General features: G+C 47.2%; 19 protein-coding genes and 1 other RNA gene. 18 read left to right on the forward strand and 2 right to left on the reverse strand.

Going from position 1 to position 26,513, the window contains the following annotated elements; all coding sequences use genetic code 11:
* The first annotated feature begins 177 nt into the window (after positions 1-177).
* The 16 genes from atzF (at position 178) to AC0KUT_RS15470 (ending at position 21,432) form a co-directional block, all read left to right on the forward strand.
* Complete coding sequence (gene atzF, locus AC0KUT_RS15395; protein WP_488831281.1) at positions 178-1,968, forward strand: allophanate hydrolase; 1,791 nt, start codon at positions 178-180, stop codon at positions 1,966-1,968.
* Positions 1,969-2,014: 46 nt separating this feature from the next.
* Complete coding sequence (uca, locus tag AC0KUT_RS15400; protein WP_488831282.1) at positions 2,015-5,668, forward strand: urea carboxylase; 3,654 nt, start codon at positions 2,015-2,017, stop codon at positions 5,666-5,668.
* A 115-nt stretch (positions 5,669-5,783) separates the two neighbouring features.
* Complete coding sequence (locus AC0KUT_RS15405; protein ID WP_488831283.1) at positions 5,784-6,503, forward strand: GntR family transcriptional regulator; 720 nt, start codon at positions 5,784-5,786, stop codon at positions 6,501-6,503.
* Positions 6,504-6,622: 119 nt separating this feature from the next.
* A complete protein-coding gene (gene urtA / locus AC0KUT_RS15410) occupies positions 6,623-7,924 on the forward strand; it encodes an urea ABC transporter substrate-binding protein (RefSeq protein WP_488831284.1) in 1,302 nt (433 codons plus the stop codon).
* 113 nt (positions 7,925-8,037) lie between these two features.
* Positions 8,038-9,801: an urea ABC transporter permease subunit UrtB gene (urtB, locus tag AC0KUT_RS15415; protein ID WP_488831285.1), complete on the forward strand. Its 1,764-nt coding sequence runs from the start codon at positions 8,038-8,040 to the stop codon at positions 9,799-9,801.
* A 196-nt stretch (positions 9,802-9,997) separates the two neighbouring features.
* Complete coding sequence (gene urtC / locus AC0KUT_RS15420) at positions 9,998-11,173, forward strand: urea ABC transporter permease subunit UrtC (RefSeq protein ID WP_488831286.1); 1,176 nt, start codon at positions 9,998-10,000, stop codon at positions 11,171-11,173.
* On the forward strand, positions 11,170-11,982 hold the full coding sequence (urtD, locus tag AC0KUT_RS15425; RefSeq protein WP_488831287.1) for an urea ABC transporter ATP-binding protein UrtD: 813 nt from the start codon (positions 11,170-11,172) through the stop codon (positions 11,980-11,982). Before urtC ends, urtD begins: the two co-directional genes overlap by 4 nt.
* Positions 11,983-11,985: 3 nt before the next feature.
* Positions 11,986-12,681 carry an urea ABC transporter ATP-binding subunit UrtE gene (gene urtE, locus AC0KUT_RS15430; RefSeq protein WP_488831288.1) on the forward strand — a complete coding sequence of 232 codons (696 nt, stop codon included), beginning with the start codon at positions 11,986-11,988 and terminating at the stop codon, positions 12,679-12,681.
* Between the two features lie 469 nt (positions 12,682-13,150).
* Complete coding sequence (locus AC0KUT_RS15435; RefSeq protein WP_488831289.1) at positions 13,151-14,629, forward strand: MFS transporter; 1,479 nt, start codon at positions 13,151-13,153, stop codon at positions 14,627-14,629.
* 46 nt (positions 14,630-14,675) lie between these two features.
* Positions 14,676-15,698, forward strand: a complete 1,023-nt coding sequence (locus AC0KUT_RS15440) for a glycoside hydrolase family 43 protein (RefSeq protein ID WP_488831290.1) — start codon at positions 14,676-14,678, stop codon at positions 15,696-15,698.
* Positions 15,699-15,819: 121 nt separating this feature from the next.
* Positions 15,820-16,209, forward strand: a transfer-messenger RNA (tmRNA) gene (gene ssrA / locus AC0KUT_RS15445).
* Positions 16,210-16,703: 494 nt separating this feature from the next.
* A complete protein-coding gene (gene tnpA, locus AC0KUT_RS15450) occupies positions 16,704-16,994 on the forward strand; it encodes an IS66 family insertion sequence element accessory protein TnpA (protein WP_488829881.1) in 291 nt (96 codons plus the stop codon).
* Positions 16,994-17,341 (forward strand): IS66 family insertion sequence element accessory protein TnpB, encoded by a 348-nt coding sequence (gene tnpB / locus AC0KUT_RS15455; protein WP_488829882.1) that lies wholly within the window; start codon positions 16,994-16,996, stop codon positions 17,339-17,341. Before tnpA ends, tnpB begins: the two co-directional genes overlap by 1 nt.
* 41 nt (positions 17,342-17,382) lie before the next feature.
* On the forward strand, positions 17,383-18,930 hold the full coding sequence (tnpC, locus tag AC0KUT_RS15460; protein ID WP_488829883.1) for an IS66 family transposase: 1,548 nt from the start codon (positions 17,383-17,385) through the stop codon (positions 18,928-18,930).
* Between the two features lie 81 nt (positions 18,931-19,011).
* The gene (locus tag AC0KUT_RS15465) at positions 19,012-19,179 is read left to right on the forward strand and encodes a hypothetical protein (protein WP_488831291.1); all 168 of its coding nucleotides are present in this window, start codon (positions 19,012-19,014) and stop codon (positions 19,177-19,179) included.
* 78 nt (positions 19,180-19,257) lie between these two features.
* On the forward strand, positions 19,258-21,432 hold the full coding sequence (locus AC0KUT_RS15470; RefSeq protein ID WP_488831292.1) for a hypothetical protein: 2,175 nt from the start codon (positions 19,258-19,260) through the stop codon (positions 21,430-21,432).
* A 275-nt stretch (positions 21,433-21,707) separates the two neighbouring features.
* On the opposite strand, the gene AC0KUT_RS15475 is transcribed toward AC0KUT_RS15470, so the two are convergent.
* Positions 21,708-22,748, reverse strand: coding sequence for an IS110 family RNA-guided transposase (locus tag AC0KUT_RS15475; RefSeq protein WP_488831293.1), 1,041 nt, complete (start codon positions 22,746-22,748; stop codon positions 21,708-21,710).
* A gap of 187 nt (positions 22,749-22,935) precedes the next feature.
* Here AC0KUT_RS15475 and AC0KUT_RS15480 point away from each other — a divergent pair, with 187 nt between their 5' ends.
* Together AC0KUT_RS15480 and AC0KUT_RS15485 are read left to right on the forward strand one after the other, a co-directional pair.
* Complete coding sequence (locus AC0KUT_RS15480; protein WP_488831294.1) at positions 22,936-23,430, forward strand: hypothetical protein; 495 nt, start codon at positions 22,936-22,938, stop codon at positions 23,428-23,430.
* Between the two features lie 85 nt (positions 23,431-23,515).
* On the forward strand, positions 23,516-24,007 hold the full coding sequence (locus AC0KUT_RS15485) for a hypothetical protein (RefSeq protein WP_488831295.1): 492 nt from the start codon (positions 23,516-23,518) through the stop codon (positions 24,005-24,007).
* Positions 24,008-24,236: 229 nt separating this feature from the next.
* On the opposite strand, the gene AC0KUT_RS15490 is transcribed toward AC0KUT_RS15485, so the two are convergent.
* The gene (locus AC0KUT_RS15490; protein ID WP_488831296.1) at positions 24,237-26,366 is read right to left on the reverse strand and encodes a TonB-dependent siderophore receptor; all 2,130 of its coding nucleotides are present in this window, start codon (positions 26,364-26,366) and stop codon (positions 24,237-24,239) included.
* Positions 26,367-26,513: the final 147 nt, after the last annotated feature.

The raw sequence follows: 26,513 nt of genomic DNA on the forward strand, positions 1-26,513 counted from the left end.
AAAAGGTGTAAATTCAGCCTTAACCCCTCGCACCATACGTCATTTAACTCATTGAATTACAAAGAATTTAATTTATGGCAATCCCAAAAAACACCACCTAATTTTCTCTTGGCACGCTTCCTGCTGAATACAATCTTGTATGCAAGATTGTATTTTTGATTTCAAGCAGGAACAATAATGACGCAATTAATAAGCAGGACTATTGCTGAATGGCTAGATGCCTATAGCAGCCAAGGTCTCGATGCACGCACTGCTCTGCACGGTTTACGCGCACAATTAAGCGGGGCCGATAACGCCTGGATTTATATACTCTCTGCCGCCGAACTCGATGCGCAGCTAGATTTACTCGACAGCCTAGGCAGCCAACAATCGCTGCCTCTGTATGGCATACCCTTCGCGGTAAAAGACAATATAGATGTCGCGGGTATTCCCACCACCGCAGCTTGCCCTGCCTTCACTTATATTCCCACCGCCGATGCCACCGCCGTTGCTCTTCTCAAACAAGCTGGCGCTATAGTCATGGGCAAAACCAACCTCGATCAATTTGCCACTGGCCTAGTAGGTACACGCTCGCCCTATGGCGCAGTGCCCAATAGCTTTAACAGTAGTTATGTATCTGGCGGCTCCAGTTCCGGCTCCGCCACCAGTGTTGCGCGCGGCCTAGTACCCTTTAGCTTAGGCACAGACACCGCCGGTTCAGGCCGTGTACCGGCTGGTTTTAACAACATTGTGGGACTTAAGCCGACTAAAGGACGCTTTAGCACTAGCGGTGTAGTGCCCGCCTGTCGCAGTTTGGATTGCGTATCTATTTTTGCCTTGAGCGTTGAGGATGCGGAAACCGTCGCTACAGTGATGCAAGCTTTTGACCCCGCAGATGGCTATTCGCGCACAGCCGCTAGCGCCCATTACTTTTCCAGCACCCCGCGTTTTGGTATTCCCACCGCACCCAATTGGTTTGGTGATAGTCACGCCGAAGCGGCTTGGTTGGCAACCCTCGAACAAGTTAAAGCCACAGGCGCAGAGCTGGTCGAATTGGATTTCACGCCCATGTTCGCCTTGGCGCAATTACTCTACGGTGGCCCTTGGATAGCAGAGCGCAAAGCAGCTATTGGCAATTTTTTACAAACCAATGGCAGCGACATGAATGAGGTAGTGCGCGGCATTATTCAACAAGGTGGCAGCTTTACTGCCAGCGATGCATTTCGCGCCGAATATCGCCGTGCCGATTTAGCTCGCACCATTCAAACCCTCATGAGCAGTGTGGATGCACTTTTAGTACCTACATCACCGCGCCACCCAACATTAGATGAAGTCGCCGCCGACCCTATTGGCGTAAACAGCCAACTCGGCACCTACACCAACTTCGTAAACCTTGCCGATTGCTCAGCGCTGGCACTGCCCGCCGCTATGCGCAGCGACGGCCTGCCCTTCGGCATCACCCTCATAGCAGCTGCATGGCAAGACGCCGCGTTGGCCGCTTGGGGTAAAAGCTGGCAAGCCACAACACAATTACCTTTGGGTGCCATAGCGCACGCGCCTGTTTCTGTGCCGTCGCCAAAAAATAACACTGTACCTGCCGGTTATGTGCGTCTCGCGGTAGTGGGTGCACACCTCACCGGCATGCCGCTAAACACGCAACTGCAAGAGCGCAACGCACTCTTTGTAGAGAGCACCTACAGCGCCAGCAATTACCGCTTATATGCACTACCCAACACCACGCCGCCCAAGCCCGGCCTAATTCGCAGCGAAACCGGTGCCGACATTATTGTGGAGCTGTGGGATGTACCACTGGAAAAATTTGGCAGCTTTGTCGCACTCATTCCCGCGCCGCTCGGCATAGGCACGCTCACCCTGTGCGATGGCCGCGAGGTAAAAGGGTTTATATGTGAAGGCGCCGCCGTCAATGGCGCAACCGATATTACCCACCTAGGTGGCTGGCGCGCTTACATCAAGTCGCTGCAGGCATAACGCTCAACAACAAACTTTTCAGAAAACATAACACCGGAGAAGGAAAATGTTTCACACAGTCTTAATTGCTAACCGCGGTGAAATTGCCGTTCGCATCGCCAAAACCCTGAAAAAAATGGGCGTTAAATCGGTAGCCGTTTATTCCGATGCGGATCGCAACTCTGCGCATGTCAGCGCCTGTGATGAAGCTATCTGCCTCGGTGGCAACACCGCCGCTGAAAGTTACTTGAAAGTAGATTTAATTCTCGCCGCCGCGAAAAAAACCGGCGCTCAAGCGATTATTCCCGGTTACGGTTTTCTGTCGGAAAACGCAAAATTTTGTGAGCAATGCGAAGCCGAAGGTATCGCCTTTTGCGGCCCTACCCCGGCGCAAATTCGCGAGTTTGGTTTAAAACACACCTCGCGTGAAATTGCCGAAAAAGCGGGCGTGCCACTCACCCCTGGCACAGGTTTATTGGACTCACTTGAGGACGCGGTAACCGCCGGCGCAAAAATCGGCTACCCCGTCATGCTAAAAAGCACCGCCGGCGGTGGCGGCATTGGCCTTACGCGCTGCAACAGCGAAGCAGAATTGATTGACGCCTTTGACACAGTAAAACGCCAAGGCCAAAACTTTTTTAGCGACAGCGGCGTATTTTTAGAGCGCTTCGTAGACAACGCGCGTCACGTAGAAGTGCAAATTTTTGGCGATGGTCGCGGCAATGTCTTAGCCCTGGGCGAGCGCGATTGCTCACTGCAACGCCGCAATCAAAAAGTGGTAGAGGAAACTCCCGCACCCAACTTACCTGCCGCCACGCGCGCAAAATTATTGGCCGCTTCTAAAAGTTTGGGCGAAGCCGTTGCTTACCGTTCTGCCGGCACCATTGAATATATTTACGACGCCGCGCGCGACGACTTTTACTTTTTAGAAGTCAACACGCGCTTGCAAGTAGAGCACCCTATTACCGAAGCTTGCACTGGCATTGACTTAGTTGAGTGGATGATTCTCACCGCCGCAGGCGAGCCACCCAAACTCGACATTGAAATAAACCCCAAGGGCGCCGCCATTGAAGTGCGCTTGTATGCGGAAGATCCAGTGCGCGACTTTCAACCATCGCCCGGCGTTTTAACGCAAGTTACCTTCCCCGATGTTTCAGAACAAAAATGGGCAAGAATTGACACATGGGTCGCCACCGGCACTGAAGTATCGCCCTACTACGACCCCATGATCGCCAAAATAATTGTGTACGGTGATGACCGCGCCGATGCCATCGCCAAAATGACTGCCGCACTCAATGCAACAACCGTAGCGGGCATTGCGAGCAACTTAGATTATTTACGCCAAATCGTCGGCTCAGATTTTTTTGGTAGCGGCGATGTTGCCACCAACAAACTCGCCAGCTTCGTCTACCAAGCGCCCGTGATTGAAGTGCTGCAACCCGGAACCTACACCAGCGTGCAGGACTACCCCGGCCGCGTGGGCTACTGGAGCGTGGGAGTTCCACCTTCAGGCCCCATGGACGACTACGCCTTTCGATTAGCCAATCGCATTGTCGGCAATCACAACGATGCCGCCGCCTTAGAAATCACTTTAATTGGCCCCAAGCTGCGTTTTCACACCGACACAGTTATAGCGCTAACCGGTGCAAAATCCCCCGCCAAACTCGACGGCCAATTAATTGATTTTTGGGCACCTATCAGTGTGAAAGCTGGCCAAGTATTAGACGTCGGTAAAGCAGAAAGCGGTTGCCGCTCTTATCTCGCGGTGCGCAATGGTATTGATGTGCCTGTGTATTTAGGCAGCCGCGCTACCTTTGCACTCGGCCAATTTGGCGGCCACGCCGGGCGCACACTGCGCGCCACCGACATGCTGCCCATCAGCAACCCAAATTTTTCCGCCTGCACCACACCCGCACCTATTTTTTCACCCGAGGCCGCGCCCGCCGCGTTAATTCCCAACTACATCAACATGGTCGATGGCGTTAACGAATGGGAAATTGGTGTGCTCTACGGCCCCCACGGCGCGCCAGATTTTTTCACCGAAGATGCCATCAAGATGTTTTTTGATACCGCATGGGAAGTGCACTACAACTCCAACCGTTTAGGTATTCGCCTTAACGGCCCCAAGCCAACCTGGACACGCAGTGACGGCGGCGAAGCGGGCTTGCATCCATCGAATATTCACGACACCGAATACGCGGTTGGCTCAATTAATTTCACCGGCGACATGCCCGTTATTCTCACCAAAGACGGCCCCAGTCTCGGCGGCTTTGTATGCCCCGTAACTATTGTAAAAGCGGAGTTGTGGAAAGTAGGCCAAGTAAAACCGGGCGATAAAATTCGCTTTAAAGCGCTCAGCTTTGATACAGCACTCGCACTGGAATTGGCAGCCGACAAGGCCATAGAAACCCTAAGCCTACAACCCGCCGTAGCGACTATTGCCAGCATCAAACCTGCAGACACCATTTCTGAATGCATTCGCGCGTCACTGCCTGCACAAGGCAGCCGCCCGCTGGTGAGCTATCGCCAAGCGGGTGATAAATATTTACTGCTGGAATACGGCGACAACATTTTAGAACTGAGTTTACGCCTGCGTGTTTACGCCTTAATGGAAGCGCTCAAAGCTAGCCCCATCAAGGGCGTAATTGAACTATCGCCCGGTGTGCGCTCACTGCAAATTAATTACGACAGCCGCGCAATTCACCAAACCGCTTTGATAGAAAAATTATTAGTTATAGAAGAAACACTCGGTGATGCGCGCGACATAAAAGTGCCCAGCCGCATAGTGCACCTGCCCATGGCCTTTGAAGATTCCGCCACCCTTGATGCGGTGTCACGCTATCGCCAATCGGTGCGCGACACAGCACCTTGGTTGCCTAGCAACACCGAATTTATGCGCCGCATTAATGGTTTAGATTCCATCGAGCAAGTGAAAGAGGTGTTGTTTGAGGCCAGCTACATGGTGTTGGGCTTGGGCGATGTTTACCTGGGTGCGCCCTGCGCCGTACCCATTGACCCGCGTCACCGTTTGCTTACCTCAAAATACAACCCAGCGCGCACCTACACCGCCGAAGGCACCGTAGGCATAGGCGGCGTTTACATGTGCATTTACGGCATGGACTCACCCGGTGGCTATCAACTGGTGGGCCGCACCCTGCCAATTTGGAATAAATTTTTAAAGAACCCCGTATTTGCAAACGGCGAACCTTGGCTGCTGAAATTTTTTGACCGCGTGCGCTACTACGAAGTGAGCGAAGCAGAACTCACCGAACAGCGTGAAGCCTTCCGTGAGGGCCGCCTGCCACTAAAAATTGAAGAAAGTTTTTTCAGCCTCGCCGAGCACGAACAATTTCTTGCCGACAACGCTAGCAGCATTGCCGAGTTCAAAACCAAACAACAAGCGGCTTTCACAAAAGAAGTAGCGCTTTGGCAGGCCGATGAAGAAGCCCAAGTGGATGCGGCACTCTCGGTAAAGGTAAACACCAACCCCATCGAAGTAGACGGCCACGCCGTTACCGCCGATATCAGCGGCAATATTTGGAAACTGCTCGTAGAGCCGGGGCAAATGGTAGAAGTAGATCAGCCGCTGCTAATTGTAGAGGCAATGAAAATGGAGTTCTCGGTCTATGCAGATCGCGCTGCCAAAGTTGGATCAATTCATTGCACACCGGGCAATCAAGTTAACGCTGGCGATTTATTACTGGTACTTGAGGAAGAATAAATTTAATAACCGTAGGTTGGCGGTGAGCGAAGCGAACCCCAACACAAGCAACGCGGAAATTTTTAACATAGTCATGTTGGGGTTCGCAAGCTCACCACCAACCTACGGTAAAGATATGAAATTAATTAAAATCGACAAAAACAAAAAGAAAACTGAAGAGCCTCGCACCAATTTAACGGAGCGCATCTACCTGCAGCTTAAGCAGGATATTTTTAGCTTTCGGCTTTTACCCGGCGACAGATTCAGCGAAAACGAAATAGCCGAGCGCGTAGAAGCTAGCCGCACACCGGTGCGCGAAGCTCTCACACGCTTACAGCGCGAAGGTTTTGTCGACGTATCATTTCGCAGTGGCTGGCAAGTTAGGCCCTTTGATTTCAATCAATTTGAACAGCTTTACGATGTGCGCATAGTGTTGGAATTAGCTGCCATAAAAAAACTCTGCGAAATGGAGCCAGCGCCCAATCTCGAAGACCTAAAAAAGATTTGGCTAATAAAGCCCGAAGACAGATTAGAAGATGGCCCCACCGTGGGCGCACTTGATGAGCGTTTTCATGAACAGCTGGTGGAAGCTACAGGCAATGCAGAAATGGCGCGCATTCATCACGACATCAGTGAACGTTTACGCATTATTCGCCGGATAGATTTCACCAAAAAAAATCGTGTTGAAGCAACCTATAACGAGCACGCAAAAATATTACGCACCATTATTGAGCGCCGCGCAGAGGATGCTAAAAGCTACTTAAAGAACCACATCGAAGAGAGCAAGGCAGAAGTACGCAAGATCACCATACATATGCTCTATGAGGCACAAAAATTGCAAAATCCTGACAGCTAGATTTTTAAAAAAATACTGCTCATCAGAAATACCTGATAAAAATTTAATGCGTAATAACGAACAAAAAGTTAGAACACAGACGTTAAACCACAGAAAGTCCATCACTAGGAGAAAGACCCATGAAGTTGAAGAAAATAGCAAAACACGTCGGGGCACTTGGTATCGCCTGCGGCTTAAGCATCGCCTCGTTCAGTGCAGCAGCGGCTGATACGATTAAGGTTGGTGTACTTCATTCACTCTCAGGCACCATGGCCATTTCAGAAACCACCCTGAAAGACACCGTATTAATGCTGATTGATGAGCAAAACAAAAAAGGCGGCCTGCTCGGTAAGAAACTAGAAGCCGTTGTAGTTGACCCAGCGTCTAACTGGCCACTGTTTGCGGAAAAAACCCGTGAGCTGATGACCAAAGATAAAGTGGCTGCCATTTTCGGTTGCTGGACCTCAGTATCACGCAAATCAGTATTGCCCGTTATCGAAGAGTTAAACGGCGTGCTTTTCTACCCAGTGCAATACGAAGGTGAAGAGTCTTCACGCAACGTGTTCTACACCGGTGCCGCACCAAACCAACAAGCAATTCCTGCCGTTGACTACCTCATGAAAGAAATGAAAGTTAAGCGCTGGGTATTAGCCGGTACCGACTATGTGTATCCACGTACCACCAACAAAATTCTTGAAGCTTACTTGATGGCCAAAGGCGTAGCTAAAGAAGACATCATGATTAACTACACACCTTTCGGTCACTCCGACTGGCAAAACATTGTGTCTGACATCAAGCGCTTTGGTTCAGCCGGTAAAAAGACAGCGGTAGTGTCTACTATTAACGGCGATGCCAACGTGCCTTTCTACCGTGAACTGGGCAACCAAAAAGTAACTGCAGAAGATATTCCTGTAGTGGCCTTCTCTGTCGGTGAAGAAGAGCTGTCAGGTATAGATGCGAAACCACTGGTAGGGCACTTGGCCGCATGGAACTACTTCATGAGCGAAGAGAACGATGCTAACGCTGCCTTCATTAAAAAATGGAAAGCCTTCATTAAAAATGATAAGCGCGTAACCAACGACCCTATGGAAGCGACTTACATTGGTTTCAATATGTGGGTAAAAGCGGTTGAGAAAGCGGGCACTACTGCCACCGATAAAGTAGTTGATGCCATCGTTGGTATTGAAGCACCTAACTTGACCGGCGGCATGAGCAAAATGTTACCTAACCACCACATCACCAAGCCCGTATTAATTGGTGAAATTCAAGAAGACGGTCAATTCCTTACCGTATGGCAAACCGAAGGTTTGGTGCCAGGCGATGCATGGTCTGACTTTCTGCCAGGCAGCAAAGACTTAACCTCTGACTGGATCACCTTGAAGTGCGGTAACTACAACACCAAAACTAAAAAATGTTTGGGTGCTGCAGCAGCTGCGCAATAAGTAAGTCGACGGCTCCCAAGCTCAGCTTGCGAGCCGTTTTCACCGTAAAAATATAAAAATTATTGCACCATCAGCTAAACCCTTATCTAGCTTGCTTTAACCGAGATATGTTTATGCAAATCACTCAGAGGATGGCGGGAGTTTTCCGCAACAGCTATTACCTGGGCTTTATGTTTTCCGCCCTCATCGCCTACTCCAGCATCTGCGCCGCGCAAGAAACCGCGATGACTCAAGCGGCCGCTGTAGTTCAAGAAGCTAATATCGGGCAAGAAACTAACAGCGCTCAAGAGCCAGCCGTTTCCAATGAAACTGCGGCCGCACCTACACCTGCGCCAACGGCGACCCCAAACAACGAATTTGAACAGCTGGTAAAAGCACTGACCCAAGGTAGTTTACCCAAACGCACACAACACATTAAAAGACTTGCGCAACTCGATGATGAGCGCGTAGGCGGCATTATCGACGCCTTACAGCAAGGCAAACTCTACGCAACGCGCTCAGCCACACCGATGGTGGCCATTTCCGGCACCAATGACAGTTTTATTGATGCTATTAACGGCGCAAAGATTGTGCAAGAAGACACCAAAAAACTAAAACGTGTTCCCATCAACAACACCATGCGCACTCAGTTACGTAGCCTTTATGCCCAATTGAATTTAAATAACAAACTCCCCGCTGCCCGCCTAAATGCGGTAGAGCGAATGATCTCTGATGGTATCGACGAAGATTCTATAGTGCTCCTGCAAGAGCGCCAAAAAACTGAACCCAATAAAGCCGTGCGCGATGCAATTACCATTGCTGTTGGTCTGTTTAATTTACAAAGTGCTGATACGCAAGTGCGTCTTGATGCTATACAAATTTTGCGCGGATCACTCGTGCAAGAGGCGCGCACCGCACTCTTAGCAACCGCCCAAAACGACTCAGCCCCCAAAGTTAAACAACAAGCACAATTTGCGTTGGATTCTATTGAAGACCGTATTGCAGCATTTCGCTTAACAGAAAATATATTTTTCGGTTTGAGCCTTGGTTCTGTATTGCTGCTTTCCGCCATTGGGCTGGCGATAACCTTCGGTGTTATGGGCGTCATTAATATGGCCCACGGCGAGCTTATGATGATCGGCGCCTACGTGACGTGGATGGTGCAACAGCTTTTCCCCAACCAAATTGCCTACAGCTTACTGATTGCTATCCCCTCGGCCTTTTTGGTGGCGGGCTTAGTCGGCGTAGCTATCGAGCGCGGCGTGATTCGCTTTCTCTATGGTCGTCCACTTGAAACCCTGCTTGCCACCTTCGGGATCAGCCTTATTTTGCAACAAGCAGCACGCAGTATTTTCTCACCCTTAAATCGCGCCGTAGAACTACCGGAGTGGATGAGCGGCTCCATTGTGATTAACCCTGTACTCTCCATCACCAATAACCGCATGTACATTTTCTTTTTTGGTTTGATTGTGTTTTTCGCACTGCTGATGATTCTTAAGAAAACATCACTCGGTTTAAAAGTGCGCGCCGTATCGCAAAATCGCGCCATGGCGCGCGCAGTCGGTGTGCGCGCAAGCTGGGTAGATGCGATGACCTTTGGTTTGGGTTCAGGCATTGCGGGTATCGCCGGTGTTGCACTCTCCCAATTAACCAACGTCGGCCCCAACCTTGGGCAGGCCTACATTATTGACTCCTTTATGGTTGTGGTATTCGGCGGCGTAGGCAATCTCTGGGGCACACTTGTAGGTGCTATGGGCCTCGGAATTATCAATAAATTTTTAGAACCCTATGCCGGTGCGGTACTCGCCAAAGTACTGGTATTGGTGCTGTTAATTTTATTTATTCAAAAACGACCCAAAGGAATATTTCCGCAGAAGGGACGTGCAGCAGCGGACTAACCTGTGGCAAATCGTTTGTTGTTGGTGAGCTTGCGACCCCCAACATTCGCACTTGCAATCGACACATTGTTGGCATTGTGTAAAAAATTAACAAGCCCACATTTTATTTTTTGGTTTGTTCGGAAACATGGTCGTGCTGGAGCTCGCTCCTCTCCTCCAGTCTACAAACAGAAAGAATTAATAAAGAGAGAATTGAATGTTAACTCAACGTTTATTATTAAGTGATCGCGGCGGCATGATAGTGCTGGGGCTGGTGCTAATTGCCATGATCATTATTCCTATCTGCAACCTAATAGTGCCCGAATCGTCGGCCCTGCATGTATCAACCTTTACGGTCACACTGGTCGGGAAGTTTTTATGCTACGCCCTACTCGCGCTATCGGTAGATTTAATCTGGGGCTATTGTGGAATTCTATCCCTCGGTCACGGAGCTTTTTTTGCACTCGGTGGCTACGCCATGGGCATGTATCTCATGCGTCAAATCGGCGCGCGCGGTCAATACGGCAACCCAGAGCTGCCAGATTTTATGGTGTTTTTGAATTGGGATTCACTGCCGTGGTATTGGTCTGGCTTTGATATGTTTTGGTTTGCCGCGCTGATGGTCGTTATTGTGCCCGGCATACTAGCCTTTGTGTTTGGCTGGCTCGCCTTCCGCTCGCGCGTAACCGGCGTTTACTTTTCGATTATTACGCAAGCACTCACCTATGCACTGCTGCTCGCGTTCTTTCGCAACGAAATGGGTTTTGGCGGCAACAACGGCTTAACGGATTTTAAAGATATTCTCGGCTTTTCCATCACCAGCGATGGCACACGCATTTCATTATTTTTAGCCTCAGGCTTTATGTTGATAGTGGCTTACATCGCCTGTCGCTACATAGTCACCTCGCGTATGGGGAAAATTATTGTCTCCATTCGCGATGCCGAAAGTCGCACGCGTTTTTGTGGTTATAAAGTAGAATCTTACAAACTCTGGCTGTTTGTATTCTCCTCCATGCTCGCGGGTATTGCCGGTGCACTCTATGTACCCCAAGTCGGCATTATTAATCCCGGCGAATTTTCACCGCTCAACTCCATCGAATTAGTCGTCTGGGTTGCAACGGGTGGGCGCGGTACGTTATTTGGCGCAATCGTCGGCGCCTTCACGGTGAACTATGGCAAAACAATTTTTACATCCTACTCACCTGAAACATGGTTGTTTGCTTTAGGCACACTGTTTGTATTGGTTACTTTAGTGCTACCTCAAGGCATTGTCGGTTTAGCAAATCGCTTTAAAGCGAAAAAAGTACCGCTCGCCGATGAAACAGATGCGCAAAAAAATACAGATGCAGCAGCCACAACAACAGACGCTAACACCAAGGAGTCGCAGTCATGAATATTATTAATCAAGCGCGACGCAACCTTGGCCCCAGTGACCCCAACTTTGGCGCCCCCTTAGATACTACCCACGGCACTATTTTGTATGTTGAAGGTATTACCGTTAGCTTTGATGGTTTTCGCGCGCTCAACAACCTCAACCTTTATATTAATGAAGGTGAGCTGCGCTGCATTATTGGCCCCAACGGCGCGGGAAAAACCACCATGATGGATGTGATTACCGGCAAAACCAAACCCGACAGTGGCAGCGTTTATTTTGGTCAGCAAATTAATTTGCTCGAACTGTCTGAACACCAAATTGCGCGCGGCGGTATTGGGCGCAAGTTTCAAAAGCCCACCATATTTGAAGCGCTAAGCGTTTACGAAAATTTAGAGCTAGCAACCGCCGCCGACAAACGCGTGTGGTGGACACTCACCCAAAAACTGAACAGCGCACAAAAATTTCGCATCGATGAAGTGCTGGTCCAAATTGGGCTTGCCGATTTGCGTTACAAGGATGCTGGCGCCCTTTCTCACGGCCAAAAGCAATGGCTTGAAATCGGCATGCTGCTCATGCAAAGCCCGCGCGTTTTACTCGTGGATGAACCTGTTGCGGGTATGACGGGCGAAGAGACAGAAAAAACAGCAGAGCTATTACTCTCACTCGCGGGCAAGCACTCCGTCATAGTGGTTGAGCACGACATGAAATTTGTCCGTTCTATCGCACGAAAGGTGACGGTTCTGCACCAGGGGTCGGTATTAACCGAAGGCACTATGGATCAAGTACAAAATGATCCTAAGGTTATCGAAGTCTATTTAGGGGAATAAGCGGTGCTTAAGATAAACAACATTAATCAGTATTACGGCCAAAGCCATATTCTCTGGGATTTATCGCTCAACCTAAAACAAGGTACCTGCGGCTGCTTGATTGGGCGCAATGGCGTGGGCAAAACCACCCTGCTGAAATGTATTACCGGCCTGCTTCCCATTCGCGATGGGCTCATAGAATTTGATGGCAACGACATCAACAAACTCTCTACCGAAAATCGCGCGCGTAGCGGTATTGGTTTTGTACCACAGGGCCGCGAAATCTTTCCGCTGTTAACCGTAGAGGAAAACTTAAAGATCTCCCTCGGCGCACGTAAAGACAAGGCGCGCTTTGTGCCTGGGCTAATTTACGAACTATTTCCGGTATTAAAAGAAATGAAAAGTCGCCGCGGCGGCGATCTCTCTGGCGGCCAACAACAGCAGCTCGCCATTGGCCGCGCCTTGGTGCTCGACCCTAAATTGCTGATTTTGGATGAACCCACCGAAGGTATTCAACCCAATGTGGTGCGCGATATCGGCGAGGTAATCCGCAAACTCAACCGTGAATTTAATCTCACGGTATTGCTTGTGGAGCAAAAGTTACCTTTCGCTCGCCGTGTTGCGGATGATTTTTTTATTATGGAAAAAGGCAGCCTAGTCGCAACTGGGCCAATTGCTGAGCTTAGCGACGATTTAGTACAGCGTTATTTGAGCGTTTAATACACAACTTAAAAATCACAGCGAGTCACCGGTTTGCCCTCCTACCGGTACTCGCACCAAACCTTTGCATGCGATTCTTGATTCTCAGCTCTTAACACCCATCAGGTTTAACAGGCCTCATTTACCCACTGATCTCACAGTCACATTGGTTTTGATGCTCCAAGGCACAAACTAAAGCCCCCCTATTGGCACCTTGCATGTTATATACTTCTTGACTATAAGCCTCCTTTAAGCGATTCTAGTATGCTATGTTTCAGGGTTCTAAGCATTGAACCTTATGTTTAGGGATATTAATAAGGCATGCGCTAAGCATCATCGTATTGTGTGGAAAGGAGCTATTCTTCTAGAGGTTCATTAATGCTCGCTCTAATAGGCTGGCGCAAACCCAGATGCTTTACGCCAAACACCAAGCCATAATCCAATGCCACACACATAAGAAGTCCCACTCCAATAAGTAGATAAAATCAAAATGACTCAATCTCCTACACAAAAACTATCTGTTGTTGAAAAAGTTGGCTACAGCCTCGGCGATTTAGCCGCAAACTTGATCTTTCAAACCCTACTCACCTTCTTGGCATTCTTTTATACCGATGTTTACGGCATTAGCCCGGGCAAGGCAGCCACTATCATGGCTATTGGCGGTATGTTCGGCGCTTTTTTCACCCCGGTCATGGGCATCATTGCCGACCGCACCTCCACGCGGTGGGGTAAATTTCGCCCTTGGCTACTCTGGACCGCGATTCCCTTTGGTGCTATTGCCTTACTCGCATTCAGCACCCCCGATTTTGATGAGAGCGGCAAAGTCATTTACGCCTTTGTAACCTACATCGCCCTGCTGGTCGTTTACGCTGCCAACAACCTACCCTATTCCGCACTCAGCGGTGTATTAACTGGCAGTATGGCCGATCGTAATAGCCTATCGTCTTACCGCTTTGTCGCCGTGATGGTGGCGCAGTTTGTCATTCAGGTATTGCTCTTGCCGCTCGTACTTATTTTGGGCGACGGCGACAAAGCCGTTGGCTTCCACAACACCATGCTGCTTTTTTCTATCGTCGGCACGGTGTTTTTCTTGATTGCATTCGCGACGACTAAAGAACGTATTCTCCCTGTTGTTGAAGCGCGCAATAGCGTCGCACAAGATGTTAGCGATCTGCTGAAAAATCTACCTTGGATTATTATGCTTGCGGTCACCGTGCTGGTGTTCGTCACCCTTGCACTTAAAGGCGGCATGTACATTTTCTACTTTGAAAATTATTTAAATGAAAATGCCTTGGCTTCATTTTTAGAAAATATCGGCTTCAATAGTTTTATTGCAGGCATGAACAGCGGCCTCACCAGCATCGGACTTTCTGAATTTCAATGGCCTAAAGATGCCCCCACCTCAGCCTTCAGCTTGTTTAACGGTTGCGGTATTTTGATGATGATTGTAGGTATTGGCTTCTCTAAAGGCCTCGCCGATAAGTTCGGTAAGCGCAACGTGTTTGCAGGCGCACTCTTTGTTTCAACGCTGTTCGTATTGGCCTTTAAATTCTTCTCCGCCGACAATATTGGCATCATCTTTATTTCGCAAATTCTGCACGGCTTTTTCTACGGTCTAACCATTCCACTATTATGGGCCATGATCGCCGATGTCGCCGACTACTCCGAATGGAAAAACAACCGTCGCGCCACCGCCATAGTGTTTTCTGCCATGATTCTCGGCCTCAAAGCAGGTTTAACCATTGGCGGCTCACTGGTAGCGGGCCTACTTGCCCACTATGGCTATGAGGCATCACTGGCAGTACAAAACGAGCAAACTATCGAGGGCATTAAAACAGCAGTCAGCGTATTCGCCTCCCTGCCATTCTTTCTAGCCGCCGCATGTATGTTCCTCTACGCGATTAACAAACCCATGGAAACACAAATTGAAAACGACCTAAACGAACGCAGAAAATCTGCAGGTCGTTAATCGTTAGCATTACATTTGAAATTGATTAAGAAGTAGTGAGATTTTTATGTCTGAAGAATTATTAGCACCGGAAGTTGTTGCCGATTTAAAGGCGCGCGCCATAGCTCAGCCATTGGTTGAGCATATTTACACCGCAGACCCATCGGCACATGTCTTTGATGGAAAAATTTACATATACCCATCCCACGACATTGAAGCAGGCATTCCCTTCAACGACAACGGCGACCACTTCGGCATGGAGGACTACCACGTAATCTCCATGGAATCTCCCGCCAGCCCCGCCGTGGATAACGGCGTTGCACTTCGCGTGAAAGATGTAGCTTGGGCCGAACGTCAGATGTGGGCGCCCGATGCAGCCCATAAAAATGGCAAATACTATTTATATTTTCCCGCTAAGCGTAGCAACGGTATTTTTCAAATTGGTGTTGCCATTAGCGATTCGCCAATAGGCCCCTTCGTTGCAGAGCCTGAAGCCATCAAAGGCAGCTACTCAATCGACCCCGCTGTATTTGAAGACGATGACGGCGCCCACTACATGTATTTCGGCGGCATCTGGGGCGGACAACTGCAAAACTACCGCAATCATCAATATGCAGAAACAAACACAGAACCTGCAGATCATGAACCGGCACTCAGCCCTATAGTCGCACGCATAAGCGACGACATGAAAGAATTCGCCGAGCCAACCCGTGAAATTTTAATCCTTGACCAAGAAGGTAAGCCGCTGCTCGCAGGCGATCATGACCGTCGCTTCTTCGAAGCCTCGTGGATGCACAAGCATGAAGGCACCTACTACTTCTCTTACTCTACGGGCAACACACATCTATTGTGCTACGCCACAGGCGACAACCCCTACGGCCCCTTCACCTATCGCGGCCAAATACTGACTCCCGTCGTAGGCTGGACAACACACCACTCAATTTGCCGCTACCAAGATCAAGATTATCTGTTCTATCACGACTGCGTACTGTCACAAGGCATCACCCACTTGCGCTCTATAAAGATGACCCCTATCAGCTACAACGCCGATGGCAGCATTCAAACCATTACGCCTTATAGAGATAAATAAGCAAAGAATCACCCCGTTAAATATAAACACTCGATCAACTCGGCGAATAAGGGTAGAATGCCCCACTCGCTGACTTGATCCACGGAGCGCTTGCAAGAGCACCCCATAAAGTTCAGTGACCGGGGGCGATTAGGATTCGACGCTGGTAACAAAGTCCAAGGTGCATGTCGTGAGGGTAGCCAATCACGTTAATCCAAAGCTGCAAACAATACAGTTGCCAATGATGACAACTACGGTGCCCAATTAGCTGCGTAAGCAGCTTTTGAAGCACCTTCTAGTGGTACGCCGCTAGCGGTCTATAACAAGGTGCCAGTACCGCGTTAAAGCCCGTCATACAGAACTGGATCGCGGCAAAGTCTGCCTGGAACGGCGCTGCTAAAACCTAACAGGATCGCTCTTTTCGTCCTGCCAGTTGGGCTGATTAGAGTTAAATTCAATAAACGGATCTAAACATGTAGAGCCGCGGATGGAGTCCTGGCGGACGGGGGTTCAAGTCCCCCCGCCTCCACCAACACCAAAAACAAAACCCTCGATCAGCAATGGTCGGGGGTTTTGTTTTTGGTGTTGGTGGAGGCGGGTTGGACGCAGAGGGCCATCGGGTTCACAAAATTGACTGGATCAATTTTGGTCAGCCTTTAGGCTGCCGCTAAGCGGTCAAACACATGGATGTGTGAGAACCACTCCCCCCGTCGAACCTTCAATAATGAAGGCCAATTCTGCTAATTTTCTTAAGGCTCTAACGCTGTTGATTGAACACCTAGCTTTAGTGAAAATATCTATGGCACCTCTCCTCTAGCCTGATCCGCCCATGTCAGAGCAATAACCTTTACTGTATGAATAGGTTCTCGAATCCCATACTATTGGATATACTCAGTCAAAGGTTATTCCAGAGAGCGGACAAATCAGCCCAATGACTAAAGCAGCACAAATAGAGTAAGCGTCCAATAAAGCACACATTCCCATTTTGGCCACCAATCATTAGCCTAATCCTTTTTCAACAGAGGAATGATGATGGCCAGATTAACACAAGAGCAATGGCGAGCACTGATTAAGGAGCAAGCCGCCTCAGGACAAACCGCGAAGGCATTTTGCGCAGAGCGCGAGATTGATAATAAATATTTCAGTACACGCAAAAAGCAATTGGCGACGCAACCCGCAGAAAATCGCTTTGTTGCGATAACGACAAAACCCCTCGAAAACCAAAGTATTCAGCTTCACATCGGTGCCACACAGCTGCGTATGCCCACGGGAGTATCGGCGCAATGGTTAGCGGACGTTATTAAGGCGCTTGCATAATGCGCTGCTTTGTTGATCCGCCTGCTATTTTTCTGTACAAGGATGCTATCGATTTTCGCAAATCCATCAATGGCCTCGTCGTAGTGATAGAGCAAGCGTTGGAGCGCTCGGCATTTGAGCCTGCGCTGTATGTATTTTGTAATCGCTCGCGCGATAAACTGAAAATTCTTTATTGGGATGCTACAGGCTTTGTACTCTGGTACAAACGTTTGGAAAAATCCCGCTTTAAGTGGCCAACACAAATTCAAACTGCAACACTTACCTTGAGTGAACAACAATTACAGTGGCTGCTAGGCGGTTATGATGTGATTGGGCATCAACCGGTATTTTTTCAGCAAGCCAGTTAATTATTTTGATGTAACCTCGGTGGTCGTAGTAAAATACGGCCATGCCAAACTCTCATAAATTACTTGTCGAAATTGATTCGCTTAAAGAGCGAAATAAAATATTGGAGCAAGAAATTCGTTTTCTGCGTGAGCAATTCAAGCTGGCGCAAAGCCGCCAATTTGGCACGTCTTCAGAAAAATCCCCAGATCAACTTGATTGGTTATTTAACGAAGCGGAAGTAATAGTAGACGAAATCCGTGCAGACAGTGACGCAGAGATAACAACAGACGCTACAGCGGCGGATATCACATCTGCCGCCACTTCAACTAAAAAGAAAACCGGCCGTAAACCATTGCCCGCCGATTTGCCGCGTGAAACACGCATAATTGATATCGCTGATACAGAAAAAATGTGCCCTTGCTGTAATGGCGACTTACACAAAATCGGCGAAGAAAAAAGTGAACAACTAGAATACATTCCCGCCAGTTTAAAAGTCATTGAAACCCTGCGCCTGAAATACGCCTGTCGTCAGTGCGAAAAGAACCATACGAATACGCCGATTGTGATCGCCCCTGTGCCAGCCAGCCCCATTCCCAAAAGTATGGCCACGCCCAGCTTGCTGGCACACATTATCGGCAATAAATACCAATTGGCACTGCCGCTGTATCGCCAGGAAATTATTTTTAAGCAACTGAATATCGACCTCAATCGCAACACCCTGTCCAACTGGATAATGCGTAGTGCGGATGTTCTTGAAAGGCTATTGCAGCGATTAACAATAACGCTGCTAACACAAACCGCCATCCATGCAGATGAAACGCCAGTGACAGTGCTTCAGGATGACAAAAAAAATTACATGTGGGTCTACTGTAGCGGCAGAGATTCTCCTGATCCGAACAGCTCCGCGAACAACATTGTGATTTACGACTATCAACCCAGTCGCGCAGCTGCTTGCCCGAAAGAATTTCTAAGCGGCTATAAAGGCTATTTACAGGTTGATGGTTATGCGGCTTACGAAAGCACTCAAGCAACACTGGCTGGTTGTATGGCTCATGCACGCCGGAAATTTACCGATGCGCAAAAAGTACAACCAAAGGGCAAAGTAGGCCGTGCTGATTGGGCAGTGGCGCACATTCAGAAACTCTACCGTGTGGAAGCGCTACTGAACGACAAAACACCGGAAGAAAAATATACCCTGCGGCAGTTGCATGCTGTACCGCTGCTCACTGAATTTAAAGCATGGCTCGATAAATCAGTGGAACAGACGCCCCCTAAATCCACATTAGGTCATGCGGTCGCATACACGCTGCGACAATGGAGAAAGCTCACTACCTACACACAACACGGACAACTGTGCATCGACAATAATCGCGCGGAGCGCGCCGTAAAACCCTTTGTGATCGGCCGCAAAAACTGGCTGTTTAGCAACACCGCCAGCGGTGCGAGAGCCAGCGCGATTTTATATTCGATTATCGAAACGGCTAAGGCAAATGGTCTGAATCCGGTAAAGTATGTTGAGCATTTGCTGACAGAAATCCCTAAGCGCAATACAGATGATGGACTTGAAGATTTGATGCCTTGGCAAGTAAATCTAGGTGTGGTTGGTTAGACGCTTACCAAATAGAATTAAGAACACTTCAGAAGACTTGATAACAGCAAGCAGGATTGCCAAAAAATGGCGGAGGGAACGATGAAACAAGTTACACAAAAAAACAAAGCTGAATCAATCAGCTCTCGCACCACAGCAATTCCAAAAATCAAACGCCGTATATCTCCAAATATATCTAACCGTACATTTCCAACTTTATTTTGGTCAACCGCCAAGGCATTGATACACATTGTTTTTTTAAAAGGGTAAAAATAATTTACCTGTAAATATACGGCCGAGGCCGTTGAATAAACTGTTAGGGACCAAAGAATTTAGGAAGTCATTCTAATGAGTAAGAACATACATCCAGATCTATCAGAAATTGCTCTCGATAAGGTTGAGGGATTTGCATTCGAGCGTTTTGCTCAAGATTTTTTATCTGCATTAGAGGGGCGTAATTTTGTACCTTGCGGTGGTGTAAAAGATGGCGGCGCTGATGGTTTATACGAATGCGATAATGGACGCATATTTTACCAATTCACTAGGCAAGAAAATCATCGTGAAAAAATAAGGAAGACAAACGCCAGACTAAAGGAGTTTGGTAGAAATGTAACCAGAATTTACTATCTGACATCTAGAGCAATACCTCATATCGATAGAGAGGAGGATTTGTTGTCAGATGAGCTGGGTGTAAATATTAAAATCCGTGATAGAAAATATATCTCTAGTCATATGAATGATTCTATCGGAACAATAAATGCATTTGAAAATCACCTTTCTACATACACGGAATTTCTGTCACATGTTGCTAGAGGAGATGATGCATTTTCTTCGTTACACTCTAAAGATCCATCAGCTTTTGTTTTTTTACAGCATGAAGTTACTAACAGGTTAGGAAATCGGAAGTTAATACACTCGATAACAGACACAATGATTCTTTGGGCTTTATCTGAAACTGATCCAGATAAAGGAATTCTTATGTCTGAGGAATGTATCTGTAAAAAAATATTTGAGTTCTTCCCTTGGTCGGATAAGTTAATTAAAGGGCATATTCGACAGCGTTTAGATTTTCTTCGATCAAAGAATGCATCTGGACGAGAAATAAGATGGTACAAAAAACAAAAAAAATATTGCTTACCTTATGAAACAAGACAATCAATTTTCAATGAAAATAAAAATGACGAATCATTAAAAATAAATGTTTTAGCTGAGCTTAAGCTACTTGTTAGCACGATGTTTGATGCCGATGACGGGGAGTATCAGATAGTTGCAGATTGTTGCGTGAAAGTTATTCATGCAATATTCGAAAGCCAAGGGTTATTGTTTTCACATTTCCTTTCCTCTGAGGAAAACAATGACCCACCACTAATTGTTTCTGATTGTATTGACAAAGTTATTGAGTTGGACGCAATTGAACAGAATAAAATTGAAAATTATCGAGAATGCATCGAGGTATTACTTCGAGGAGTATTTTATAACGGGTCTCCCAATCAGAGGACATACCTTACACATCTTTCTAGAACCTATGTTCTTCTTTTCTCCTTGCAAGCTGAACCAAGGGTTATTGAATATTTCAGCACGATGAGTTCATCGTTCAATCTGTTTCTAGGAAGTGATATTCTCGTTAAAGCAATTTCTGAAAGGTATTTGGAAGAAGATAATCAAGTCGCTCGGAATCTTTTGAAAATATCCTCCGAAACAGGTATGTCACTATACCTTTCAGAATGTGTTCTTGAAGAAATATACACGCATATTCAGGGCACCTACTATGAGTTCATTAATCACTTCTCTCAAATGGAACAGTACATGACGAGAGAGATCGCAAGAAATAGCAGTAAGATATTAATTAGATCATATTTCTATGCTAAAGAAGATGGCAAGGTCAGAGGTTGGAAACAATACATAGAGCAGTTTCTAACTTATGATAATGTACAAAACGATAAGGGGCGCGAAGAGCTCCGAAAATACCTAATTACGGAATATAAACTAAAATTCATTTCAAATGAGGATCTTGAATCCGTTTGTAATATTACCAAAGTTAATTCGCTATCAGAAACCATGATGTCAAATCAAACCAAAAATAATGAAAACCTCGCCTATAATACATCCCTTCTGGTGCATGGCGTATATGGCCTACGAAAGAAAAATAACGAAATTGGAACGGTGTCTGAAATGGGTTTAAAAACATGGTGGATGACAAACCAGACACGCGCTCTAGAGCATACGAAAGAAATTATACGGGAAAAAAATTCTGAGTATATTATGCGTCCTGAATATATACTAAATTTTATATCTATGTCTCCAAAATGTGAACATGTTAGGGATAGTTTTAAAAATATATTTCCTAGCACTTTTGGAATTCAGCTAGGGAATCGGCTCAAAGATGAAGTATTTCATAAAGTTCTTGCTGATGTTAAGCAATGGAAGGATTATTCGCCAGGAAGAATAACTACACTAATGTCTGATCTTTCAGATAACCTTAAAACAGATCGACTCAAAAGATACGACAGAAACGTATTGTAAAGGGATTCAGGGTCATATATGGTCCGCCCCGTATTGCAAGATGAAAGTGTTCGTAATTGTAAAAAGGTTGCTTCCATATATCCGGCCTTGAGGTGAGGCAATTAAAGCCTCTGGCCCTGATGGAATTCGCACATATCTGTCTCATCAAGTCTTCGGCTTCTAATGAGCCCGAGACCCCGTCAGACTTACTGATATGTAGGTATTACCTTTTTTGCCATCACTTGAACTTTATCTACGCAACTCGTTGATAACAGCTTGCTGTTAAATTCTTTCGCTTATGCGGCGATAGCTTGATATGTGGTTTTGTGACTAAGCAGCGCCCAGGCTACGCGCGCATTTTTATTGGCGACCGCAACCGCCGAAATATTTTTACCTCGACGCTCCTCTAGCTTCATTACCCATGTACTGCGTTTGTCTTGATGTTTATTGGCCACTCTTACCACTGTGCGCCCGCCGTGGATAAGCAGTGTTCGCAAATAAGTATCGCCCCGCTTGCTGATACCTAACAGCGTTGGTTTGCCGCCGGTGGAATGTTGTCGTGGCACTAGGCCCAACCAGGCCGCTAATTCTCGGCCATTTTTAAAGACACTAATGTCTCCAATTGCGGCCACCATTGCCGTTGCACTAAGAAGCCCAACGCCGGGAATACTGCGCAGTCTCTGGCAGTCTTCATTTTGGGTACATAGCGCATCAAGCTTATTTTCAAGGGTTTTAATGCGCGTATCTAGGTGAACCATTTCTTCGTAAAGATCAGCCAGCAACTCGCGAAACATGGTGGTTAATCCGTTATCAGCCTCTTCTAAAAGTAGGGGTATGGATTTTCTAACGTATGAAATACCTAGCGGAATGATAAAGCCATACTCCATTAACAAGCCACGAATTTGATTGGCTTGCGCGGTTCTTCTGGCAACCGCCTGACTTCGAATTCGGTGCAGACTTTGAATATCCTGCTGCTCCAGACTTTTTGCTGGCACAAAGCGCATGGACGGGCGCTGCACCGCCTCGCAGATTGCCTCGGCATCAGCAGCATCGTTTTTATTGGATTTAACAAAAGGTTTTACAAATTGCGGGGCAATCATATGTACGGTGTGGCCAAACTTTTGAAACACTCGCACCCAGTGATTTGCACCGCCACAGGCCTCAATGCCAATAATACAAACAGGAAGCCGAGCGATAAGCTCGCAAAGATCCTTTCTGGCTAACTTCTTTTTCAAGACAGTGGCGCCATTTTTGTCGACACCGTGAAGCTGAAAGCTTTGTTTGGCCAAATCAATTCCCAGCACCGCCACATCATTTTTTGGTTTATCATTGCTCATGGTCTGCTCCGCTCTTGTTGATGTATGTTCGCACACACATCATGGCTCATTCGAAGCCGTTTTGGGAGTGGGGCGGACCATCCCATTAAGTCTTGCCTTTTGCCCCTTATAAAATAGTTAAAACCAACCTGTAAATATGCGGCCGAGTCCGTTGAATAAACTGTTTTAGCGCCACATAAACGGATCCGTGAAAATGTTTGCAAGTCTTTTAAGTGAGTTTCCCTACAGTAAAGATTTAGTATTTGAATATCTAATCCTTAATAAAGACATAACAAGTTGGACTCCGCCTGAAAAAGGGATTCACAGCGTAAAAAATAATTTTGAAGGAGAAAGACTTGTAGGTATAGAGCTTCTTTGTGACATGGGTTCGCAAAAAGCAACTTTGTTTATGGAAATTACTCACTATGAGCCTTGTAAAGAGGTTAGACATTTTTCAAAAGACGCATTTTATGAAAATGGTGAGCGTGTTGGGCGTGGTTATTTTTTCCCATTTCATAACATGGCTTTCCGAACGGTTTTTCGCGAATCTTCAAATGGTTGTCAGGTTCTTCAAGAAGTGTATGTTAAACCGCATGGCCCTCTTGGGTGGGTTATCTGCAAGTTATTAATACTGCCACAAGCTAAAACCGAATTGAAAAAGTCTGTTATGGCTTTGAATAAGTATTTAGAATCAATTACGTGAAAAGCTATAAAGAAATTCGGGGGCAGGTCTTGCCTTTTGCCTATCAATGAATAGTTAATACTAATCTGCTAAAAATGGAAAAATTATGAAGGCATATCATTACTTAGGAATTGGAATAAAGCTATTCGCAATTGGGTTGTTCTTGTTTTCCATTAAAAATATGGCATTTCTCCTTGAAAACATAATTTATGGAACAGTTCAAGGAATACTGGCATCAGCCACAGCATCAGGCCTTATCTATCTTCCTTGGTTGTTTTTAGCCATACTTCTTTGGAATTTCCCATTATCTATTGCAAAGAAAATAATACCCCCTGGATCAGAAATAGAACCTACAGGAATGTCACCCAACGCATTGCTATCAGTTTTTATTTCTGCAATATCTTTGTTTTTCCTATACAACTCAATTTTGGACACTGTTTATTGGTTGACGGTACTTAACCTTGGCGAGGGTGGTATGTACGCGACCTTAGCCCCTGAAAACAAAGCAAATATTTTTGCAACAGGTGTAGAGTTATTTTCAGCGGGAATACTATTTTTTAATTCGAAAAAAATATCACTTTGGGCCAGTAGATTTTAACTTTTCTAACCAATAGTGTCGAAAAAGTGTCGAAAACAATGCGGCTTTAAGCGGAGTAACGAGACTAAGAGGGTTTGGCAAAGCCAGTCTTAGCACGGCTTTGTGGTGAATAGTGGAGTAATGAGAAGCTTAGGAGGAGGGTACAAGTTCGTTCCCCCCTCTTTAAAGAATGAAATGCCGCACCCAATCGAGCGGTGCAGCCTCCATTACTTTGCTCAACAAGAACAGCCTAGAAGTTCAGTTTTACACTGAGGCTTGCATTGCGGGGAGCACCGTAGAAACCTACGTTGTATAGGCTGGTGATGTACTTTTGGTCAGTTATGTTGTTGATGTTTAACTGTGCTTGCATGTTGGATGCAAAATCCCAGCGCACAAATGTGTTGAGCGTGGCGTAGGCTTCTTGGCGTACCGTGCCGTTGCGAATATCATTTTGCCATTTGCCGCTAATGCCTAATTGCACTTTTTCGTTTTGTGCCAAGCGCGTCGTTAGGGCTAAGTTGAGTGTTTCGCGCGGCACCCAGAGATAGGCATTTTGCTCGTCATCGTCTACCAGCTGAAGCGAGGTGGCCCCCAAAATAAGCTCAGTCGTGTCGCCTAGTTTGCCGGTTATTTCTGCCTCTACACCGGTGGAATTTACATTCATACCTGCGTAGTAATAGGTGCCGTCACTGGCGAGCCCTGCGTATGTTCCAAGGCCTTTTTGCTCGGCGGTAAACATGGCGAAGGTGGTTAATAAACGTTTATTCAACCAATCTGCTTTTACACCCAGCTCGTAGTTAACGCCCTTGCTTGCGGCCAAGTAATCTTTGTTGATGTCGTAATAATCTTGCGGCTGATAGATGTCGGAGTAGCTGGCGTAGCCTGATACCGAATCCGTTATTTGATAGCTTAAGCCTGCGTAGGGGCTGAACTCACGCTCAGTTTGATCGAATGGTTTGTCGCTTGTTTGGCCATCGCGCTGATATTCAGCGCTGTTAAACCCGACCACCGCCGTTAGTTTGTCCGTAAGGCCTATATTGGTGGCACCATAGATGCGCTGAAGATTTTGATGGGTTTCGCCATTGAGTGTTTTGGCGCCCCATGCGGGCTCTGCTATTGCATTGCCTGCATAGGGAAAGGCTGGCAACGCACCAAATGCCGGCTCAGTATAGGCCGCTGGGTTATTGTAGGAATCACTGTCACTGCGCGCGCTACTCACGCCGAAAATGGCACTACTTTCACGTCCAAACAAACTAAAGGAGCCATTCAGGGTGATATCTACCAAGTCTGCCGTTGTCTCCTCTGCCCATTTCCCAGGCCAGCCGATCAACCCTAGACCCGTTTCTTTATCAAGCCCAGCCGAGGTGTAGGCATAGAATAATTTGCTGTTGTCTGAATAGTCACGATGGTTGTACGTGAGCTTTGCATCCCAGTTGTCTGCGAGTGCATAGGTATATTCAACAAAAGCCGTTTCATTGAGCGTGTCCCACATTGTCCAATCTTGCGTGGTTGAGGCGCTGGTATCAAACTCGGCCTGAGTGCCATCACTATTTGCAAATACCAGTGCGCCCCACATGTTGCCAGTAGTGTTTGCTGCTTGGTAGGAGTAGCCAAAGGTGATGGTAGCGTTTTCACCAAGTTGACCATCCACTACGCCATACAAAAAGGTGCGGTCGTTGGACAGGTCGCGTAGGTATGAGTTTTTATCTTCACTCGCGACGACCACGCGCCCAGCCCAGTCGCTGCTGTCGGTGAAGGGCGTTGAGTAATCTGCTTCAACCCGTTTGAAATCATAAGAGCCAACACTTACCCCTAGGCTGCCTTGGGTGTCATTGGTGGGGCGCTTGCGCACGTAGTTGATAGTGCCAGAGGCATTACCCACTCCGGTTAAAAGACCATTTGCACCGCGAATCACTTCTAACTTTTCATAGCCAAACGAATCCATAGCGCCCGTTACTATGCCCCAGTTGTTAGGTAAGCCTACGCCATCGACTTGGGTGTTTTTAATTTCGAGTCCACGCGCCATGTAGTTGGAGCGGTTAGTTTCCCACTCCTCAACTTGTACACCGGTCGCTAAGCGCAAGGCATCATTGAGGTTGCTGGTGGCAAAGCCATCAATAAAATCGCGCCCTACAACACTGATGGATTGAGGGGTGTCTTTGATTTCTAGCGCCAAGCCTGTTGCACCCTTACTGATACGTTTGGCGCGCACACCTAGGATGTACATCTCTTCCACTCCCGCCTCTTTAGCGCTCGTTTCAACAACACTGCCCTCTATTGCTGACGCCGCCGATTGCGCCAGCACAAGGCTATTTGAACTCAGTAGGGCGATGGCGACGGCAAGCTTAGTAGGCAGACGGCGATGACGGGCGTTAAACATAAAGCACTCCAAAATAAAGATGAGGCAAGCACCACCCTTATGAGAGGTGATGCTGCAGGGATGTTGGTCTTAGGTTGAAAGGAGCGACAAATATAAGGGGTTAGAATTTTATGTCAATAGTAATGATTATTATTTGTATTTGATAGG

This window comes from Cellvibrio sp. 25HG11W-0 (assembly GCF_057815475.1).

Excerpts from the sequence above, each read along its gene's own strand:
- urtC (WP_488831286.1), top strand. The coding sequence starts at position 9,998 with ATGTTAACTCAACGTTTATTATTAAGTGATCGCGGCGGCATGATAGTG.
- urtB (WP_488831285.1), top strand. The coding sequence starts at position 8,038 with ATGCAAATCACTCAGAGGATGGCGGGAGTTTTCCGCAACAGCTATTAC.
- AC0KUT_RS15435 (WP_488831289.1), top strand. The coding sequence starts at position 13,151 with ATGACTCAATCTCCTACACAAAAACTATCTGTTGTTGAAAAAGTTGGC.
- AC0KUT_RS15405 (WP_488831283.1), top strand. The coding sequence starts at position 5,784 with ATGAAATTAATTAAAATCGACAAAAACAAAAAGAAAACTGAAGAGCCT.
- tnpB (WP_488829882.1), top strand. The coding sequence starts at position 16,994 with ATGCGCTGCTTTGTTGATCCGCCTGCTATTTTTCTGTACAAGGATGCT.
- AC0KUT_RS15465 (WP_488831291.1), top strand. The coding sequence starts at position 19,012 with ATGAAACAAGTTACACAAAAAAACAAAGCTGAATCAATCAGCTCTCGC.
- urtA (WP_488831284.1), top strand. The coding sequence starts at position 6,623 with ATGAAGTTGAAGAAAATAGCAAAACACGTCGGGGCACTTGGTATCGCC.
- AC0KUT_RS15440 (WP_488831290.1), top strand. The coding sequence starts at position 14,676 with ATGTCTGAAGAATTATTAGCACCGGAAGTTGTTGCCGATTTAAAGGCG.
- uca (WP_488831282.1), top strand. The coding sequence starts at position 2,015 with ATGTTTCACACAGTCTTAATTGCTAACCGCGGTGAAATTGCCGTTCGC.
- tnpA (WP_488829881.1), top strand. The coding sequence starts at position 16,704 with ATGATGATGGCCAGATTAACACAAGAGCAATGGCGAGCACTGATTAAG.
- AC0KUT_RS15485 (WP_488831295.1), top strand. The coding sequence starts at position 23,516 with ATGAAGGCATATCATTACTTAGGAATTGGAATAAAGCTATTCGCAATT.
- tnpC (WP_488829883.1), top strand. The coding sequence starts at position 17,383 with ATGCCAAACTCTCATAAATTACTTGTCGAAATTGATTCGCTTAAAGAG.
- AC0KUT_RS15475 (WP_488831293.1), bottom strand. The coding sequence starts at position 22,748 with ATGAGCAATGATAAACCAAAAAATGATGTGGCGGTGCTGGGAATTGAT.
- AC0KUT_RS15470 (WP_488831292.1), top strand. The coding sequence starts at position 19,258 with ATGAGTAAGAACATACATCCAGATCTATCAGAAATTGCTCTCGATAAG.
- atzF (WP_488831281.1), top strand. The coding sequence starts at position 178 with ATGACGCAATTAATAAGCAGGACTATTGCTGAATGGCTAGATGCCTAT.
- AC0KUT_RS15490 (WP_488831296.1), bottom strand. The coding sequence starts at position 26,366 with ATGTTTAACGCCCGTCATCGCCGTCTGCCTACTAAGCTTGCCGTCGCC.
- urtD (WP_488831287.1), top strand. The coding sequence starts at position 11,170 with ATGAATATTATTAATCAAGCGCGACGCAACCTTGGCCCCAGTGACCCC.